At 32.6% G+C, this 20,110-nt stretch carries 15 protein-coding genes; 9 read left to right on the top strand and 6 right to left on the bottom strand.

Features of this window, described 5'->3' with window-relative positions:
• Nucleotides 1–71 precede the first annotated feature (71 nt).
• Nucleotides 72–494, bottom strand: coding sequence for a hypothetical protein (locus tag L1276_RS01070; RefSeq protein WP_253784595.1), 423 nt, complete (start codon nt 492–494; stop codon nt 72–74).
• A gap of 260 nt (nt 495–754) precedes the next feature.
• Between L1276_RS01070 and recG the strand changes: the two genes are divergently transcribed.
• On the top strand, nt 755–2,863 hold the full coding sequence (gene recG, locus L1276_RS01075; protein WP_253784596.1) for an ATP-dependent DNA helicase RecG: 2,109 nt from the start codon (nt 755–757) through the stop codon (nt 2,861–2,863).
• Nucleotides 2,864–3,117: 254 nt separating this feature from the next.
• Here recG and L1276_RS01080 read toward each other — a convergent pair whose 3' ends face one another.
• From L1276_RS01080 to L1276_RS01090, 3 genes are all read right to left on the bottom strand, one after another.
• Nucleotides 3,118–3,723, bottom strand: a complete 606-nt coding sequence (locus L1276_RS01080) for a PAS domain-containing protein (protein ID WP_253784598.1) — start codon at nt 3,721–3,723, stop codon at nt 3,118–3,120.
• An 82-nt stretch (nt 3,724–3,805) separates the two neighbouring features.
• A complete protein-coding gene (locus tag L1276_RS01085) occupies nt 3,806–4,660 on the bottom strand; it encodes a hypothetical protein (RefSeq protein ID WP_253784600.1) in 855 nt (284 codons plus the stop codon).
• 28 nt (nt 4,661–4,688) lie between these two features.
• A complete protein-coding gene (locus L1276_RS01090; RefSeq protein WP_253784602.1) occupies nt 4,689–5,288 on the bottom strand; it encodes a peroxiredoxin in 600 nt (199 codons plus the stop codon).
• 573 nt (nt 5,289–5,861) lie between these two features.
• Here L1276_RS01090 and L1276_RS01095 point away from each other — a divergent pair.
• The 5 genes from L1276_RS01095 to L1276_RS01115 all read left to right on the top strand — a co-directional run bounded on the left by L1276_RS01095 (nt 5,862) and on the right by L1276_RS01115 (nt 13,549).
• The gene (locus tag L1276_RS01095; protein ID WP_253784604.1) at nt 5,862–6,920 is read left to right on the top strand and encodes an efflux RND transporter periplasmic adaptor subunit; all 1,059 of its coding nucleotides are present in this window, start codon (nt 5,862–5,864) and stop codon (nt 6,918–6,920) included.
• Between the two features lie 91 nt (nt 6,921–7,011).
• The gene (locus L1276_RS01100) at nt 7,012–10,110 is read left to right on the top strand and encodes an efflux RND transporter permease subunit (RefSeq protein ID WP_253784606.1); all 3,099 of its coding nucleotides are present in this window, start codon (nt 7,012–7,014) and stop codon (nt 10,108–10,110) included.
• Nucleotides 10,111–10,176: 66 nt separating this feature from the next.
• Nucleotides 10,177–11,487 carry a TolC family protein gene (locus L1276_RS01105; protein WP_253784608.1) on the top strand — a complete coding sequence of 437 codons (1,311 nt, stop codon included), beginning with the start codon at nt 10,177–10,179 and terminating at the stop codon, nt 11,485–11,487.
• Nucleotides 11,488–11,687: 200 nt separating this feature from the next.
• Nucleotides 11,688–12,551, top strand: coding sequence for a bestrophin family protein (locus L1276_RS01110; protein WP_253784610.1), 864 nt, complete (start codon nt 11,688–11,690; stop codon nt 12,549–12,551).
• 74 nt (nt 12,552–12,625) lie between these two features.
• Nucleotides 12,626–13,549 carry an AraC family transcriptional regulator N-terminal domain-containing protein gene (locus tag L1276_RS01115; RefSeq protein WP_253784612.1) on the top strand — a complete coding sequence of 308 codons (924 nt, stop codon included), beginning with the start codon at nt 12,626–12,628 and terminating at the stop codon, nt 13,547–13,549.
• A gap of 134 nt (nt 13,550–13,683) precedes the next feature.
• On the opposite strand, the gene L1276_RS01120 is transcribed toward L1276_RS01115, so the two are convergent.
• The gene (locus tag L1276_RS01120; RefSeq protein WP_253784613.1) at nt 13,684–14,271 is read right to left on the bottom strand and encodes a glutathione peroxidase; all 588 of its coding nucleotides are present in this window, start codon (nt 14,269–14,271) and stop codon (nt 13,684–13,686) included.
• A gap of 747 nt (nt 14,272–15,018) precedes the next feature.
• On the opposite strand from L1276_RS01120, the gene L1276_RS01125 reads away from it, so the two are divergent.
• From L1276_RS01125 to L1276_RS01135, 3 genes are all read left to right on the top strand, one after another.
• On the top strand, nt 15,019–15,549 hold the full coding sequence (locus L1276_RS01125; protein ID WP_053473258.1) for an RNA polymerase sigma factor: 531 nt from the start codon (nt 15,019–15,021) through the stop codon (nt 15,547–15,549).
• A complete protein-coding gene (locus L1276_RS01130) occupies nt 15,549–16,337 on the top strand; it encodes an anti-sigma factor domain-containing protein (protein WP_253784614.1) in 789 nt (262 codons plus the stop codon). The genes L1276_RS01125 and L1276_RS01130 overlap by 1 nt, the downstream gene beginning before the upstream one ends.
• An 81-nt stretch (nt 16,338–16,418) precedes the next feature.
• Nucleotides 16,419–16,583, top strand: a complete 165-nt coding sequence (locus L1276_RS01135) for a hypothetical protein (RefSeq protein WP_253784615.1) — start codon at nt 16,419–16,421, stop codon at nt 16,581–16,583.
• A gap of 278 nt (nt 16,584–16,861) precedes the next feature.
• Here the strand turns inward: L1276_RS01135 and ccsA are convergent, their stop codons facing one another.
• Complete coding sequence (gene ccsA, locus L1276_RS01140) at nt 16,862–20,065, bottom strand: cytochrome c biogenesis protein CcsA (protein ID WP_253784616.1); 3,204 nt, start codon at nt 20,063–20,065, stop codon at nt 16,862–16,864.
• Nucleotides 20,066–20,110 lie beyond the last annotated feature (45 nt).

A 20,110-nucleotide genomic window follows, 5' to 3' on the forward strand; every position in this document is an offset into this window, starting at 1 on the left:
CTTTAAATAAATAAAAAACTCTGCTGGAAAAACGGCAGAGTTTTTAATACTAAATCACTATGAACTTATTTTTATTTCTCTTTTTTAAAAGTATAACGGCGGTCACAAGCGCGGGCATCGTCATTTAAATAATTGGATTTTTCTAAAGTAAGACTTTCCTTTAAACCACCGCCAGAACAACTGGATATTATCATATTGTATTCGCTGTAAGTCAATATAAATTGAGTTATGTCATTATTTGTTACGATTTCAAAAGTTCCTGATAAGGTTGTAGTCTTGTTATCGTATACTCTGGTTTTTACAAAAGTATTGTCTTTATTAAATAGGTATGAAAACTGTTTTGAAGAAGGATCATCAGCAAATTTACTATCAACAAATTGCACCCATTTTCCGTAATATTCAGATGCAGAAAGCGGTTTTACCTCTTTTGAATCATCATTTGAACAAGAAATAAATAAAAGAAAAGATAAAATTAAGATTCCAATTTTTTTCATTATTAAAGTTTTAAGGTTCACTATTATTAAGATTTTATCTCTTAAAAAAGGTTGCGTTCTATTTGACTGCCTTAACAATAACTTAATGTCAAAAAACAAAATTGAGTATGTTCTAAACATTCGATTTTCAAATTTACTAATTAAAATCTATCTTCGCTTTTTAAAAGTGAAAAGAGCATAGAACAAAGAATATAGATTGTTTTTATTCAAAATCAGCAATCTAAAATCTGTAGTCTAAAATCTAAAATTCAAAATTCTTCATGTCTAATAATCTCCTTGAAACTCCTATCGAATACTTAAAAGGTGTTGGCCCAAGCCGTGGTCAATTGCTTCGTAAGGAATTAGGGATTCATAAATATGGGGATTTAGTTAACTTTTACCCTAATCGTTACATTGACAGAACGAGGTATTACAAGATAAACGAACTTCAAAACACTGGAAGCGAAGTTCAGATTATTGGAAAAATCATCAATATCAAAACAGTTGAGTTTGCCAAAAATAAAAAACGTTTGGTAGCCAGTTTTGTTGATGAAACAGGACAAATTGAACTGAACTGGTTTCAGGGTCATAAATGGATTCGCGAAAGCTTAAAATTAAACGAACAGCTGGTTATTTTTGGAAAATGTTCTTTATACGGAAGTCAGTTTAGTATGGCGCATCCGGAAATTGAATTGTTGACAGAACACCAAAAAAGTCTCCGCTCGGCTATGCAGCCTGTTTATCCTTCTACAGAAACGCTCACCAACCGTGGGATTTCTAACAGGACAATAAACAAAATGATGGAGCAGTTATTTATTGAAACCCAAGCTTTGTTTTCAGAAACTTTTCCACCTTATTTAATTGAAGAACTAAAGCTGATTCCGAAAAGAACAGCGATATTCAATATCCATTTTCCTAAGAGTGCAGATGCTTTGGCGAAAGCCCAATTTAGACTGAAATTTGAAGAATTGTTTTTTATTCAATTGCAGTTAATCACTAAAAATTTAATCAGGAAACATAAAATTAAGGGTCATCCGTTTACAAAAGTAGGCGAGCTTTTTAATGAATTTTACCAAAATCATCTTCCGTTTGATCTCACCAATGCTCAAAAAAGAGTTTTAAAAGAAATCCGTTCGGATATGGGAAGCAACGCCCAAATGAACCGATTATTACAGGGAGATGTGGGTTCCGGTAAAACAATTGTAGGTTTTATGAGTATGCTTTTGGCAATCGATAACGGCTTTCAGGCTTGTTTAATGGCACCAACGGAGATTCTGGCCAATCAGCATTTTATTGGTTTATCTGAATTTGCCAATACTTTAAATATCAGCATAAAAATATTAACCGGTTCCACTAAAACTTCTGAAAGAAAAATTATTCACGAAAATCTAGAAAACGGAAGCCTTCAAATTTTAATTGGAACTCATGCTTTGTTAGAAGACAAAGTAAAATTCAATAATTTAGGTTTGGCTATTATTGACGAACAACATCGTTTTGGGGTAGAACAAAGATCTAAATTGTGGAAAAAAAATGAGATTCCGCCGCACGTTTTGGTTATGACGGCAACGCCAATTCCGAGAACTTTAGCAATGAGCTTGTACGGCGATTTGGATGTTTCTGTAATTGATGAATTACCGCCGGGTAGAAAACCAATTCAAACCGTTCATCGTTTTGATTCAAACCGCTTAAAAGTCTGGAAATTTCTGCGTGATGAAATTGCCAAAGGAAGACAAATTTATATTGTATATCCTTTAATTCAGGAATCTGAAAAAATGGATTACAAGGATTTGATGGATGGTTACGAAAGTATTTCAAGAGATTTTCCGCTGCCTCAATATTCGATTTCAATTGTTCATGGAAAAATGAAACCTGCTGATAAAGATGCCGAAATGAAACGTTTCTCTGAAGGAAAAACCAATATAATGGTGGCAACAACGGTAATTGAAGTTGGGGTGAATGTTCCTAATGCGAGTGTTATGATTATTGAAAGTGCGGAACGTTTTGGTCTCTCACAACTTCACCAGCTGCGCGGACGTGTAGGGCGTGGCGCTGAGCAAAGTTATTGCATTTTGATGACGGGGCACAAATTAAGTTCTGACAGTAAAACCCGAATGGAAACTATGGTTCAGACCAATGATGGTTTTGAAATTGCCGAAGTCGACCTGAAACTCCGCGGTCCGGGAGATTTAATGGGAACACAGCAAAGTGGAGTTTTAAATCTTCAAATAGCTGATATAATAAAAGACAGGGAAATTTTGTCTCTGGCAAGAAATTACGCCCTGAAAGTATTAAAAGAAGATCCTCCGTTACAAAAACCGGAACACGCTGTTTTAAAAATGGTATTTCTTGAATTGACGAAGAGAAAAAATATTTGGAATTATATATCTTAATCACTTAAGCTTTAGGTTTAAAGAATCAAAGAAGCAAAGAAACAAAGGTTCATAGTTGAACGAATGTGAACCTGAGCGAAGTGGAAGGCTGAAAAATCTTTGTCCCTTTAAACTTATGTACCTCTGCACTTAAAAAAATACTTCACTGCATCTAACTTTTATAAGTTTAAAATATTCAGGTGATTTAGATTTGTTGGGGGTCAAATTTTTTTATTGAATATTAAGCCGACGCAATGAAGCATAAATTTTGATTCTTATTTCTTTGAAGGTGTTTTGTCAAAAAATCCGCTGAACAATCCCTTGCTCACTTTATTTTTATCGTCTTTTCCGGTCGCAATTAAATGATCTACATATTCCATATACGTTTTCTTGCGCTCTTCTAAAAAGCCAACCAGATATTCCTCAGAAGCAATTATACCACTCGCCTCTTCTATTTGTAAAAGCTTTTTATACAACGGCTCTATAAATTTGGTGATAATAGGCTCAGGAACTGATTTTCGGGTTCCAAAATACCCCACAATATCACCATCTCCACTTGTATCGGCTATAATTTTAAAATCGGTTACAACCCAATAATAACGGCCGGTTTTGGCCATATTTTTTATAATCACATGAATGTTCTCACTTGATTTAATACTGTCCCATAAGAATTTAAAAATAACTTTTGGCATATCAGGATGCCTCACGATATTGTGAGGCTGCCCAATAAGTTCAAATTCATCATATCCGGAAACATCTATAAAATCTTCATTGGCATACAAAATTGTTCCGTTTTTATCTGTTTTACTAAGTAATACTTTATTTTTATTCCAATCGACTTCTCGGTCAGAAGGAGTTGGACGGGTAAATCTGGTATCCATAAATTTTCTATTAAAAATTAATAAAGAATAGTGTGCTGCGCGTAAAAATGTTTTTTTTTTGGAAGTTGGATTTTTACAGTTTCTAATTTCTGGTATTGGTTGATTTTACATGAATATCATTTACTAAATCGTCTATTTTTTTGGCACTTTCGCGCATCATATCCAGATAGGTCAAAAGTTTATCATTATCTGTATGACCTTTTGAAACATCAATTAATTTTAAAACCGAATTTACCGGAAGTTTTAAATCTAAAGTTGTTCTGTGAATAAAATCATTGTATTCTTTTGTAGCCGACATTGAACTGAATTTAGCCGAAGCCAGTTTCATGTTTTCTAATTCGTATTCGTCGGAAATTTTAGAAATGTGATTGTGACTGTGTTCTTTAAAATAATACGCCCAATAGCCATTCATAAAAAACACAACTGCCGCCAAAACGGTATGAATAATAAGCGTTTCTAAATCAAAATTTACCTGAGAAAAATAAACCTGAAGTCCATTTGCATCATTATAAACGAAGTTTTGTAAATAAGCCAGACCAGCGTGATGAAGCACAACTAAAAACGTAAGCGGAATTTGTAATTTCCAGTTTTGATAAATAATCAAAATCGTGCTGGCAATGAAAACCGTAAAATGCATTTCAAACAAACCATGCATTTGGTAAATATACTGAGCCATGAAAATCGCCAGTATAACAGACAAAACATACTGATAGAATTTGGAATTCTTCATGAAAAATTTTGCCGAATAATAGGCTAAGAGATTCAGAGTTCCTACTCCTACTCCAATTTCGAATGTATCATATTTAAAGGATAATCCAATTCCGAGAAGAAAATAAATTACTAGAACATAGTTAATAATGGTATCTGATTTTTGCGTCATTGTTGACATAAAACTGTGCAGATAATCTTGCTCATTTAAACTGGCTTTTGTTTTCATAGGTTAAAAATTAAGTTAGTGATAGATTTTATTTAGTACAATTTGGTAACGAACATCCGTAAGCTCTAAGGGCCAAAGCATTAAATGAGGGTGAATTATTCTGCTTTAACAGCGAATCAATCGCCATTTGGGCATAATTACTTTCGGTATCAGTACAATATCTTGTTTTATTGTAATTACCACGGTAATATAAATTATGCGAAGGATCTAAAAGAACAGCCTGCGGAGTCGAAATTACGCCACACTTTTTAGCAATACCTTCATCAAAATAAACCGGAATTTGAGCCCCAAATTTCTTTTGGATTTCTTCAATAGAAAAAGTCTTTTGTTTATTTAAAACAACAATTTTAAAATTGATTCTATCTCCGTACTTTTTAATCAAATCACTTACATGGGGCACGTTGAATCGTGAGCAGGGACAATCTGGATTAAAAAAATGAAAGAAAACAGGTTTATTGTCGAACGCACAGCATTGAGATAAATCTATTTTACTTCCCATATCTATAGCAAGATAGTTTTTAGGAACCGGAGTGGGCAGGCTATATTTGAATTCATTCTGCCAAAAAAGATAGCTTATTGAAGCAAGTAATAATGTAAACCATAAACTCAGGAGTATTTTTTTCTTCATATAATATTTTTTAGTACTTAAGAACAAAAATTATAAACACTTGTTAATATAATTATCAAATAAATTCTTATAAAAAGCCAAAAAACTGCACCAAGCTTATTATTTTAACAATAAATTTAAGAGTATTCTTTAACAAACACTGATAAATCTATTATTTTGTTTAACATATCAATAATACAAATTAAATCGACAAACTGCAAAATAAATCCGACAAATACTAAAAAAAAATCACTAGTACCTTTTATAACGAATGGTTTTTATGATATTAAATAGAGAAAAAACGAAAAAAAATCAAGTCAAAAAAAATAGTATCTATTTGATTTAAAATAAAATACATCTAAATCCAGGAAAAAGTTATAGATTAGTTTAAAAAAACAAATCCCTCTTTAAACCTTTTGTTAAAACCGCTGTCTAATAGCAAACTTTTTACGACTATGCACTGTTTAAATATGATTTGAAATTATTGTGATGCAAATGTTAAATAAAAGCTAACGTCTTTCGGTTTCAACACAAAAAGTTAAATTTGCTGGTTGCTAAAAACATACACCAAAACACACATTCACCTAAAATTTTATGAAATTAAAACATCTAATCTACGCCCTGATAATTATCGTTTTAGGAGGGTTTATCACCTATAGAATACTATCCAATAAAGGCAAGAACGACGAGTCTAAAAAGTTTGGCGATAAAAATGCCCCTACAACAGTAAGCGGAATTGTTATAAAAACGTCAACGTTTGATAATAACTTGTCGTTATCAGGTTCTATTGAAGCCAATGAACAAATTGAAATTCATAGTGAAGTTTCGGGAATTGTAGAAGGCATTTTTTTTAATGAAGGAACTTTTGTGAATAAAGGCCAGGTACTGTTTAAAGTAAATGACATAGAGCTTAAAGCACAATTAAGACAAGCTATAACAAAAGAAGGTTTAGCAGCAGAAAACGAAAGAAGAGCAAAATTACTGCTTCAAAAAGAGGCTATCAGTCAGGAAGAATCAGACATTGCAAGAGCAGATCACGCATCGGCACAAGCCCAGACACAATTAATAAGAGCCCAAATATTTAAAACTTCTGTAAGAGCTCCTTTTTCAGGAAAAATAGGATTGCGCTCTATTTCACCAGGAACTTATATTACCCCAACCGTTTTAGTAGCTAAATTGGTGAATACAAATAAATTGAAAATCACATTCTCTATTCCAGAGAAATATGCCTCTGAGGTACAATCTGGGTCAAAAATCGATTTTACGGTTTCGGGTTCAAATAAAACCTATTCAGCAAAAATATACGCTATTGAACCAGAAGTTGCCGTTGCAACACGCACATTACAAATTCGTGCCATTACCGAAAATACAGACGGTAAACTTTTTCCGGGAACTTTTGCCGATATCAAATTACCTTTAAATATTATTAAAGACGCTATAGTTGTTCCTTCACAAGCTATTATTCCAATACAAGACGGTAAGAAAGTTTTTATTGCAGATATGGGAAAAGCTAAAGAAGTTATGGTTGATGCTACAACAAGAACTGATTCTTCAATTCTGATTTTAGCAGGATTAAAAGCCGGAGATACTTTAATTACAAGCGGTGTCATGTCATTAAAAAACGAAGCACCAATTAAAGTTAAAGTAAAATAGTCATAAGACTTGAATATAGATTAAAGACAGCGGTAAGATTTAGCGATAAATCTGAAATCTAAAATCCACGATCTAAAATTTAAAATCACACATGAGTTTATCAACTACAAGTATAAAAAGACCTGTTTTAACCATTGTACTGAATTTATTAATCATATTATTCGGTTTTATTGGTTATACTTTTCTGGGTGTTCGAGAATTTCCTTCTATTGATCCGGCACAGGTTTCTATTCGAACAAATTATACCGGAGCCAATTCGGATATTATCGAATCTCAGATTACAGAACCTCTGGAAAAAGCCGTAAATGCTATTGACGGAATCCGAAATATAACTTCTTCAAGTAATCAGGGAAGCAGTAACATTACGATCGAGTTTAATCTGGATAAAGATTTAGAAGAAGCTGCGAATGACGTACGTGACAAAGTTTCGCAGGCTATTAGAAGTTTACCGCAGGATATTGATGCACCGCCGGTTGTTTCTAAAGCTGATGCTGATAGTGATGCTATTATTTCGATGACAGTTCAAAGTGATACCAGAAGCTCTTTAGAATTAAGTGATTACGCCGAAAATGTTATTTCGCAGCGATTAGAAACAATACCGGGAGTCAGCGCAGTTCAAATTTGGGGACAAAAACGTTACGCCATGCGTTTATGGATTGATCCTGCAAAACTGGCCGCTTACGGTTGTACGGTAGCCGAAGTTCGTACCGCTTTAAATGCACAAAACGTAGAACTTCCGTCAGGAAAATTAACAGGAAACAATACAGAATTAACGGTAAAAACTATTGGAAATCTTTCTAAACCAGAAGAATTCAATAATATTATTATTCGTACCGACGGTGATAAAATTGTTCGTTTAAGCGATATTGGAGGTGCTGAATTAGGACCAGAAAATCTGGAAACCAAATTAAGCCAGTCAGGACTTCCTTTAATTGGTCTTGCTATTGTACCAATGCCGGGAGCCAATTATTTAGATATTTCAAAAGAATTTTATAAAAAATACGATGCCTTAAAAAAGGATCTTCCAAAAGATATTAAACTGAATATTGCACTTGATAATACCATTTTCGTAAAGAAATCAGTACTTGAAGTTGCCGAAACTTTAGGGATTTCGATTATTCTGGTTATCATTATTATTTACTTGTTCTTTAGAGACTGGGCAATTGCTTTCAGACCATTAATTGATATTCCGGTTTCGTTGATTGCTACTTTCTTTATCATGTGGCTTTTTGGGTTCTCTATCAACGTATTAACTTTATTAGCTATCGTTTTAGCAACCGGTTTGGTTGTAGATGATGGAATCGTGGTTACCGAAAATATCTTTAAAAAGGTCGAAGAAGGAATGTCTCCAATTGAAGCAGCAATTAAAGGTTCTAATGAAATTTTCTATGCTGTAATTTCAATTTCTGTAACGCTTGCTGCGGTATTTTTACCAGTAATCTTTCTTGAAGGTTTCGTAGGCCGACTCTTTAGGGAATTTGGTGTTGTAATTGGAGCTGCTGTATTGATCTCTGCCTTTGTATCATTGACTTTAACACCAATGCTGAATGCGTATTTAATGAAAGGCGGTGAACAAAAAAAATCTAAATTTTACATTAAAACGGAACCGTTTTTTGAAAAAATGAACAGCGGTTATGCCGAAGCGCTGACTAAATTTATGGATCGAAAATGGATTAGTTTCCCTATTCTAATTGCTTGTTTCGGATTAATTTATTTGTTTTTCACCATTCTTCCAAAAGAAACAGCGCCCTATGATGACCGAAGCTCTGTAACCATGCGTATGACAACACCTGAAGGCTCTTCATACGAATATACAGATCGTTTTATGCAGGAAATCTCAAAGTTAATTGATGATTCTATTCCAGAGAAAAAAGTAAGTTTAGTTATTACTTCTCCAGGATTCAGTTCAAATTCTGTAAACAGCGGATTGGTGAGACTTACATTAAAAGATGTTGCTGAAAGAGAAAAATCTCAAAAAGATATTGCTGATAAATTAACGAAATGGACAAAGCAATATCCGAACGCTAAAACTTCTGTAACTCAACAGCCTACAATTGCGGTTAACCGACGCGGTGGTCTGCCGATTCAATATATCATTCAGGCTCCAAATTTTGATAAGTTAAGAGAAAAAATCCCTGTTTTCATGAATGAAGTAGGTAAAAGCGACGTTTTCTCTACTACAGATGTTAACTTAAAATTTAATAAACCTGAAATCAACGTAAGTATCGACCGTGCAAAAGCCGAAAGCTTAGGAATTTCAATTCTTGATATTGCACAAACTTTACAGCTTTCATTAAGCGGACAACGTTTTGGGTATTTTATCAAAAACGGAAAACAATATCAGGTTATTGGTCAGTTTGATCAAAAAGACAGATCAAAACCTTTAGATTTAACTTCGATGTTTGTAAAAAACAAACAAGGTCAATTAATTCAGATGGATAACGTTGTAAAAGTAGCAGAGCAGAGTAATCCGCCTCAGTTATATCACAACAATCGTTATATGTCGGCAACTGTATCTGCTGGTTTAGCGCCGGGAAAAAGTATCAGTGACGGTATTCAGGAAATGGACAGAATTAAAGCTAAAGTTCTGGACGAAAGTTTTACAACTGATTTAAGCGGAGAATCTCGAGATTTCGTAGAAAGTTCCTCGAATACTTCTTTTGCATTCGGATTGGCATTATTATTAATCTTCCTGATTCTTGCAGCACAATTTGAGAGTTTTATAGATCCTTTTATTATCATTTTAACAGTTCCAATGGCGGTTGCAGGAGCCTTATTTTCACTTTGGTTATTCAATCAGACCTGGAATATTTTCAGTCAGATTGGAACCGTAATGCTTATTGGTCTGGTAACAAAAAATGGTATTTTGATTGTTGAATTTGCCAATCAGTTACGAGAACAGGGCAAATCAAAAATGGAAGCTATTCTTGAAGCTTCAGAAGCACGTTTACGTCCCATTTTAATGACCAGTTTAGCCATCGCTTTAGGTGCGCTTCCAATTGCAATGTCTCTTGGTGCTGCTTCTACTAGTAGAATTGGTATGGGAGTTGTAATTGTGGGAGGAACTATTTTTTCTCTTGCGCTGACACTTTTTGTGATTCCGGCAATTTATTTTATGTGGTCAAGAGCCAGAAAACATTATCCTGAATTTGATCATATTGACGAATACGAAAAAGAAAGTATAAAATAGCATTCCAAAAAAATTCACGAATTTTACGATGTGAGATTCGTGAATTTCTGGTAAAAGAATATAAACATGAATATTAAAAATATATACCGCATTTTAATAGTTTTTTTTCTGTGCACGATAAGTACAAAGGCACAGGAAGTATTAACTATTGAAGAAGCAATGAAAATCGCTTTAGAAAATAATTTCGAAATTAAAATTGCTAAAAATAATTCGACAATAAGCGAAACAAATGTTACCATTGGAAATGCTGGTATTCTGCCAACTGCAACAGCCAATATTGTGGATAACAACAGTGTAACCAATTCAACGCAGGTACGTCAGGACGGAACATCAACTACATTAAATAATGCAAAAAACAACAGTTTAACCTATGGAGTTAGTTTGGGCTGGACTGTTTTTGACGGAATGAGAATGTTTGCCAGATATGATCAGTTAAAAGAGCTTCAAAAATTAGGTGATGCCGAATTAAAAAGAACTATTTTAGTTAAAATTGGTCAGGTAAATTCTGCGTATTATGATTTGGTACAGCAGCAGCATCAATTGGCCGCTTTAGATACTACAATTGTAATTTCTAAACAAAGGGTTGAATTAGCACAAAACCGCTTTACTATTGGTAAAGCTTCAAAATTAGAAGTTTTAAATGCACAGGTTGATTTAAATACTGATCAGGTGGCCTTATTGAGACAAAAAGAATCGTATGCAAATGCCAAAATTCTTTTAAATCAATATTTAGCACGCGATCCTAAAATTAATTTCATTGTAACTGATGAAGTTACGGTTGACAACAAACTGGTTTTAAATGACTTAATGGACTTGGCGCAAAAACAAAATCCGGCTTTAGAATCGCAGATTATCAATAAACGTATTGCCGAATTACAGCTGAAACAAGTAAAAGCAAGCCGATATCCAACTGTAAATTTAACATCAGGCTATAATTTTGCTGAAAGCCAGTCAAGTTTAGGATTTACAAGCGAAAACTCTTCAAAAGGTTTTACTTATGGTTTTAATGCTTCGATGAATATTTTCGACGGTTTTAATCAAAATCGAAATGAAAAAGTAGCAAAACTTCAAATTGAAAATTCCCAAATCGCTATTGAACAGCAGAACATGATTTTGAACACACAGTTAAGTACTGCATTTCAAACTTATTTAACCAATTTAGAGTTAATTGATTTAGAAGAAGATAATGAAGCAATTGCAAAACAAAATTTAGAAATTACTCTCGATAAGTTCAGAATTGGAACTATTACAACCATTGATTTTAGAACGGCTCAGCTGAATTATGTTAATGCAAAAGTACGCTACAGCAATGCCCAATACGAAGCTAAATTATCTGAAATTGCGCTGAAAGAATTAGCAGGAAATATCAATTTTTAATTTTTTAGCTGTAATTTATAGAACTACAGCACTTACATATAAAATACAAGGCATTAGTTTGAACTTATCTTCATCTGCTAATCTCCTAAATCTGCGGGAAAAAATCAGCTCTCAGATTTAGCAGATCCAGCAGATTTTTTTTTTCATTTTGCAGCAAATGAGGTGATTTTTAATTTAAATTTGTTTCAAAATAAACTTAAATGATTTCGTACAATACCAAAGACTGGTTTACCTTTATATTCCATTTTCATAAGTCAGATACCGTTAGAAAATTGTTTCCTATAATGATCGCTATCGGAATTTATTCAGCCACGGTAGGTTATCTTGAAATTCATTATTTTAAAGTCGGTAAGAACGATTACATTCATAACATTCCAATCATGCACGGAATGCTGGGTTTTGTGATTTCGTTACTGCTTGTTTTTAGAACTAATACGGCTTATGACCGATGGTGGGAAGGCCGTAAACTTTGGGGCAGTCTTGTAAACAACAGCCGTAATCTTGCTATAAAACTTTCGGCTATTTTAAAAGATGAAAACGACAGAAATTTTTTTAGAAAGTTTATTCCGTTATATGCTGATATTCTGTACAAACATTTAAAAGATGCCGATACGAGCAAACAGCTTTTTGAAGATGTAGATTTAGATATTGATCACCATAAACACAAACCAAATCAGCTTAAAAGAATTATGTATCATAAAATCAATGATTTGTATGATGCAAAAAAAATAACCGGAGATCAGCTTATTACTTTAAATCAAGAATTAATTGCTTTTACAGATATTTGCGGTGCCTGCGAACGTATCAAAAATACGCCTATTCCCTACTCTTACAGTGCTTTTATAAAGAAATTCATTTTCTTTTACACTATGACACTTCCGTTTGGATATTCAGTAAGTTTAGGATATTTAGTAGCGCCCGTTGTTGTCTTTATATTTTATGTTCTGGCTAGTTTAGAGCTTATTGCAGAAGAAATTGAAGATCCTTTTGGAGATGATGAAAATGATCTTCCAACTAAAAAGATTTCTGAAAACATCAAAAAACATGTCGAAGAGCTGATTTAATAAAACGTTAAATCATAATTTTCTAAACATATTTTTATTAAATTTAGAGTTTTCCACTCAAAAATTTAATGACAATGCATAATCAACGAGTTTTAATAAATCCGCCTCATTTATCCAATGAAAAATCATTAAAAACACTTGTTGAAAACAGGAGCGTTTATACGCTTAATCAATGCGAATTAAATCTTTTTGAAACTTACGAATCTTCTAATCTTGTACCGCTTAAATTCAATGATTTTGTGGTGACAAGTATGCTTCGCGGAAAAAAAATAATGCATCTTTTTGATGAACCCGCTTTTGATTATCTTCCGGGCGAAACTGTCGTTGTTCCGTCTAATATCGAAATGAAAATCGATTTTCCCGAAGCATCAAAAGAAAATCCCACTCAATGCCTGGCTTTAGCAATTGATAATGCAAAAATCAATGAAACTTTAAACTTCTTAAACGAACGTTACCCAAAAGAAGGCAGCGATGTATACTGGCAGTTGAATTATCAGAATTATTTCTTTTACAACAATGTTGATCTCGCTTCGACCATCAATAAACTAATTAAAGAATGTATGAGCACATCGATAACAAAAGATGCTCTAGCCGATTTAACTTTACAGGAATTATTAATCAGAATTATTCAGACACAAACTGCAAAATCTGTTGATGAAGGCGTTGTAATTCAGTCCAATAATCCAATTTACGAAGTAACTGAATTTATAAGACTCAATTTAAAAGAGAATATCAATTTAAAATGCCTTAGTGAGAAAGCCTGTATGAGTACCACTTCGTTTTACCGCTTTTTTAAAAGAGAGCTAGGCATGAGCCCGATTGAATATGTTTTAAATGAAAAAATAAAACACGCCAAAAAACTACTTAGAAATCCCGGAATTCAAATTAATGAAGTTTGCTATTTATCCGGTTTTGAAGATGCAAACTACTTCATTCGATTATTCAAAAAACACGAAGGAATTACTCCAAAACAATATCAGCTGCTTTATATTAATTGAGGAACAAAGCTGTTGAGATTCTGTTCTGAGTTTTTTACTGCTAAATATGTTATTTAAAACCTTTGTACTTAAAAAAAATCCACAAATTTGATAATTCAAATTTGTGGATTTTTTTTAAGTTTAGATAGTTATAACTAGCTTTTTATCCAGTTAATTACTTCTGGTTCTGTTACTAACGTTCTAGGTTTAATCACTTTTACCAATTCACCTTTTTCGTTGATCAGGTATTTTTGAAAGTTCCATTCTACTTCAGAATCCTGTAAACCGTTTTTAGATTTTTGAGTTAAGAATTTGTAAACATCGGACATATCCTCTCCTTTTACAGAAACTTTGTTCATCATAGGAAAAGTTACACCATAATTCTGCTGGCAGAAAGTTTCAATTTCTTTGCTTGTTCCAGGCTCTTGCGATGCAAAATTATTTGCCGGAAAACCTACAATTACAAATCCTTTATCTTTGTACTCTTTGTAAACCGCTTCAAGATCCTTGTACTGAGGTGTTAAACCACATTTTGATGCTGTGTTTACAATTAAGATTTTTTTGCCTTTTAAAGATGCAAAATCAAAAGTGTCTCCTGATAGATCTTCAACCTTAAACTGGTAAATCGTTTCTTTTGTCATAGCCTTATCTGATTTAGATAATTTATTTTTGCTTGATTGAGCCTGAATTTGTGCACTTAGAAAAAAGACTGCACTGCAAGCTATAAATAGTATTTTTTTCATTGTATAATTTTTTATAAAATTAATTAAATCTATGTTGAAGTGATGACTTTGAGCTCTTTATTTTTATTAATTATAGGTTAAATAAAAATTGAAGCCCGGCGTTAATCAGACGCCGGGCTTCCCCCCATACAAACAAATCAAACCATGAATTAATTATTATGTTTCTTTTTATATTTTGTAAATTATAGTTGATGCCCCGGTTTATATCGAAAATTATTTTTATCTAAATCACACTAAATTCAATTTATTTATGGCGTTTATAAGTGGAAAATTTCTTCGTTTAACAGTGTGTGACTTCATTTATAATTTTCAGCTGGAAGTCCGAGGACATCAACTATTCAATTTCTTATTCAATATTTAAAATTCGATTCTGTTTTACACTTAACAATTTCATTTTTAAAATCACTTTCATTAAAATTAATAAGTGATAAAACTGTTGTTAAGCCTACAATCAATATTTTGATTTTTTCTATCCCAGTCATAATATCTCTTTTAAAAGAATCGTTTTATCTTTATGTAAAAGGGTTTACTTATTAAATTTCCCTTTATAATGTTATGTACGTAAGAGGTTTATTTTTGGATTTAAAAAAAGCAAAAAAAAGTGACATTTTTTTTACTTTTTTTTTTCAGCCCTTAATTTTCCTAAGTTTTTAGCTACTAAAAAAATATTATTTTTCACAAAAAAATGAATTATCTTTATCTCAGGTTATAAAATATGTTTTTTGTTTAAGCTTTAAATCCAAATCTATGAGTCAAGAAGAATTGTTAGTATTAATTTACAAAAAAGACGAAAGAGCTTTTACCCATCTGTACGATATGTACTCTAAAAGTTTATTCTCAGTCATTAATGTTCTAATCAAAAATCGTGAAGAAGCCGAAGATGTTTTGCAGGAAGTTTTTGTAAAAATCTGGAAAAATATAGATTCTTATAATGAAAGTAAAGGTCGATTTTATACCTGGATCCTTAATATAGCTAGGAATACATCAATTGATAAGTTGAGATCTAAAAATTTTAATAACAGTCAAAAAAACCTTTCCTCAGATAATTTCGTAAATCTGTTAGATGACAGTAATAAATTAATTAATAGAATTGACACAATTGGAATTCAAGAGTTCGTAAAAAAATTGAAACCAAAGTGTATTGAAATAATTGATTTGTTATTTTTTAAAGGATATACCCAGCAAGAAGCTTCAGAAGAATTGGCATTGCCACTGGGTACTATTAAAACTCAAAACAGAAACTGTATTAACGACTTAAGAAATTATCTAAAAATATAATGGAAGCACAAGAATATATTGAATCAGGAATTCTAGAACTTTATGTTTATGGTTTATTAACCGAAAAGGAGAATCTAGAGATAGCCGAACTGGCAAAGAATAATCCAGACGTTGATAAGGAAATTATTGCGATAGAAAAAGCTATTGTAGCTTTATCATCGAGCTTTGCTCCTTTCCACTCTGTTGAAAATTTCGAAAAAATTAAAGCGCGTTTAGAACTTAAACATGGAAAAGTTGTTGATTTAAAACCAACATCAAACTGGACTCAGTATGTGGGCTGGGCAGCCGCAGTTTTATTATTGTTAGGTTTTGGATACCAAACATTAGAGTTGACAAAATCAAAACAAGCCATTTCTACTGTTGGAGGTGAAAAAAATAAAATTCAGAGAGAATATGCTTTCTTAGATCAGCAGAATAAGCAAACGGAGAAAAACCTAAATATTGTCAGAGATATTAAAAATACAGGGGTAACTCTTGGCGGTCAGGCCGTTTCTCCAACTTCTTTTGCAAAAGTATACTGGAATCAGCAGACAAAAACAACTTATATTGATGCTGCAGGTTTACCAGCGCCGCCAAAAGGAATGGTGTATCAGGTTTGGTCTTTAAAACTGAGCCCGGTTCTAACGCCAACAAGTATTGGTTTACTGGATAACTTTGAAGGAAATTCTCAAAAAATCTTTGCTGTCAGCCAAACAGACTCGGCTGAGGCATTTGGAATTACTTTGGAACCCGCAGGAGGAAGTTTAACGCCTACAATGGAACAATTGTATACTTTAGGAAAAGTTTAAAAGCTAACTTAATTATAAATTTTAAGCGCATATTAATTAATTTTAATGTGCGCTTTTTTTATATACTAAAAATGAATGATCATGAATGGAACTTTACTTTTGAGAATTACAACTGCTATAATTCTACTGACGCATTCTGTTTTCGGTATCTTTAATGGCGGTATTAACGATTTTGGAAATCTGTATTTAAATCAAATTGGTTTTGCTCCTTTTGATGTATTTCTTGCTTGGTCAATTAAATTATAGTCACTAAAATAAGATCTGTTAGCACGATAATCAAACTTATATAAAACCTGTCCTGAATAATTTTTTAAAAAATATATAGAATATGAAGACCAAATTTTTTCAACTTCATTTTTAAAAAAGTTTTGCCCCTGGACTACGATTACTAAATTAGTTTTTTGACTATTCATGAGTGATTTTACTTAAATTTATTTTTCTTTCTTTTTATGCGAAATGTTTTCTGTCCAAATAAAAAAGGGTCCAACAATTAAGTTGAACCCTTTTTTATGTACGAAAAAAAATTACTTTTTACTCTTGTAATATTTACGGTATTTTGGATAAGTAACAGCTCCAATTACTGCAATTGTTGCTAAAGAATAATAAATCCAGTTTAACGAATGCGCTTCTCCACTTGCGTAAGAGTGTAAACCAACTAGGTGAAAATTTACTCCATAGTAAGTAAATAAAATCGAAATGAAAGCAAACATACTCATTAAGTTAAAGAACCATTTTCCTCTTAATGCAGGAACAAAACGAGCGTGAATTACAAAAGCATAAATCATAATCGAGATTAAAGCCCAGGTTTCTTTTGGATCCCATCCCCAGTAACGTCCCCAGCTTTCATTTGCCCATTGTCCTCCAAGGAAATTTCCAATAGTAAGCATGATCAAACCAATTGTTAAGGCCATCTCATTGATATAAGTGATCTCTTTAATGTTTAGTTCCATTTTAGTTTTGTTTTTCTCCGTTGTAAAGAAAATCAATAGTAAAGACACAAAACCTAAAATCATTCCTAATGCTGTTGGACCGTAGCTTGCTACAATTACGGCAACGTGAATCATTAACCAATATGAATTAAGAACTGGCTGTAAGTTTGCAATTTCCGGATCAATCCAGTTCAAGTATGCCGCCATTAAAATCATAGAAGTAACAAAAGCAGATGAAGCAACGGTTAATTTTGATTTTCTGTCAAAAGCCAATCCAAAGAACATTGTTGACCAAGCCACATATACAATAGATTCGTAAGCATTACTCCAAGGAGCGTGACCAGAAATATACCAACGTGCTATTAATGCTAATGTGTGAAGCGCAAATAACAAACCAACAATAATATGGAAACCATTTATTGTAATACGAAGCCATCTTTTTTCAAAGAAAATATTGACAATCGTAAAAATAAACATAAATATTGCTGCTGTTATATACCAATACGGTAATTTTTGAAAAACATCATATTTGTTATAAGCAATCTCAGCATCTATTTTTTCTTCGCTTGGGCGGACTTTAGCTCCAAATTTCTTTTGAAAACCATTGATACTTTCTACCAATTGATCAGCCGTATCCCAGTTTTTTGAAATTGAAGCATTATTTAAAGCACTAAAATATAACGGAAGGATTTGTTTTACATACGTAGAATCCATTCCTTTAAAACTATTATTATCGCGTTCTAAATACGAAACCCATTTGTGATTTGGATCATTTGGAATTGGGAAAATTTTTAAAATACTACCGCTTAAGGCAGACTCCATTAAATTTACTTTTTTATCAGTTTCGATAAAATCTTTTTCAAAACTATTTGGATTAGCGGCTTTATAAGCGGCATCTAAGTAAGGAGAAAGTTTATAATTTCCGTTTTCATCAAAAAACTTAACAAAAGGCGCTAGTTTTGCTTTTCTGTCAATACCAATAATTTTACGAATACTGTCATCTTTCGTATTGATATAAATAAGCGGTACCTGAATCCAAACCTGAGCATACTGTGTCATTGATAAAAATACCTGATCAGAATTCATTCCATTGTACTTATCATCATGGCTTACTTTTCTAAGTAATTCAGATGAAAATGTATTAATAGGCTTCATTCTTCCTCCTGCATCCTGAATAATCAAACGGCCAAATTTAGCGGCATGAGATTCCGGAGCTTTATAAATTGTAAGCAGCGAATCTAATTGTTTCTGACTTGGCGGTGCAGTTACGTGATTAGCATGATCATTTGGATCTGCTGCATGATTATGATCGTGATCTTGTGTGTGAACATGAGGTGCCTGAGCAAAACCATTTAAGCTTAAAAGTAAAACTAAAATGGTAATTAGTTTTTCTTTTTTCTTTTTCACACCATCCAATTTGCGTTTTAAATCACCAAAACGAGAATGTTTTGTAAACATGATGGCCATTAAACCAATATATAACATATAATATCCAAAATAGGTTAAGTTAGTTCCCCAGTAATCATGGTTGACAGATAATACTGTTCCTTTTTCGTCCGGATCAAATGAAGATTGAAAGAAACGATACCCTTTATGATCTAAAACGTGATTCATATAAATATCAGCATCAAAAGTTTCAGGAGAATCTAAAACAGTTACTTTACTTTCAAAAGCGGAATAACTTTTTTCTGTTCCAGGATATTTTGTTGCAATGAAATCATTCAAACGAACTTTAAAAGGTAAAACGTAAGCCTTACTTCCAAAAAATATAGAATATTCTTTATTGCCTATTTTAACGGTTTTTGGTTCTCCAATGCTTCCTTTAGAACCCATTACCATAACTTCTTTTTCCTGTCCTTCTGCTTTTACTTTTACAATTAAAGCATCAGAATGCGATTTTGCCTTGAAATCATTATTTGATTCATAATCAACTTTTCCTTTCATTGGCGGATCAGGAAAAACGATACGAATGTCACCAATACTGTATAAAGAACGCATCATTAAAGGCTGTACATCATCTTTAGTAACTTTTCCTTTAAACTGATCTGCCATTCGCATAAATTCTCCTTCAAAAGGAGTCTGAATGGTGTATTCTTTTCCGGTTGTATTAATATTAATAGCGCCTTCGGTTGGTTTATTTAAAGCAAATAAAACATTGTGAATATTTTGAACTTCACCTTCTTTCAGGTAATGTTCTTCACGTCCGCCAGCTCCGGCTTCGACTAATTTAAGATATAAAATTCCGTTTGGATCTTCTTTTACAACTTCCTTAGCTCCCATTATATATTTAGAATAGGTAACTTCAAAAGGAGTTTCGTCAAATTTTCCGGCAATTGTAAAATCATTGTTGGTAACCGGAGAAAGTAAAAGGCCTTTTTCAAAGACTCTGCGTTTCATTTCTCCTTTATATTCACCGTCAACAAAAACGGTTAAAAATGTTTTATCTGAATAAATTTGGTTTTCTGCCGCGCCTTCACGAATCGGCATCATTCCTTCATAACTAATATAACGTGTAATAAAAGCTCCTAAAATGATAAAAACAAAAGAAAGGTGAAGTAATAAAGTGGCCCATTTTTCTTTTTTAAGCAATTGGTAACGTTTGATGTTTCCGAAGAAATTAATCAAAAACACCAGCATTATTGCTTCAAACCACCAGGTATTGTAAATTAAAATTCTGGCTGTATCGGTATTGTATTTACTTTCGATAAAAGTTCCAACACCCATTGCAATTGCGAATGTTATAAAAAGAACGGCCATTAATCGTGTAGAAAACAAAAAAGAGAATATTTTTTTATCCATTATTAAGGAATTACATTGTATAAAAGTGCCACAAAAATACTTAAA

The sequence above is a fragment of the Flavobacterium sp. HSC-32F16 genome, assembly GCF_024171645.1.
Lineage (GTDB): Bacteria > Bacteroidota > Bacteroidia > Flavobacteriales > Flavobacteriaceae > Flavobacterium.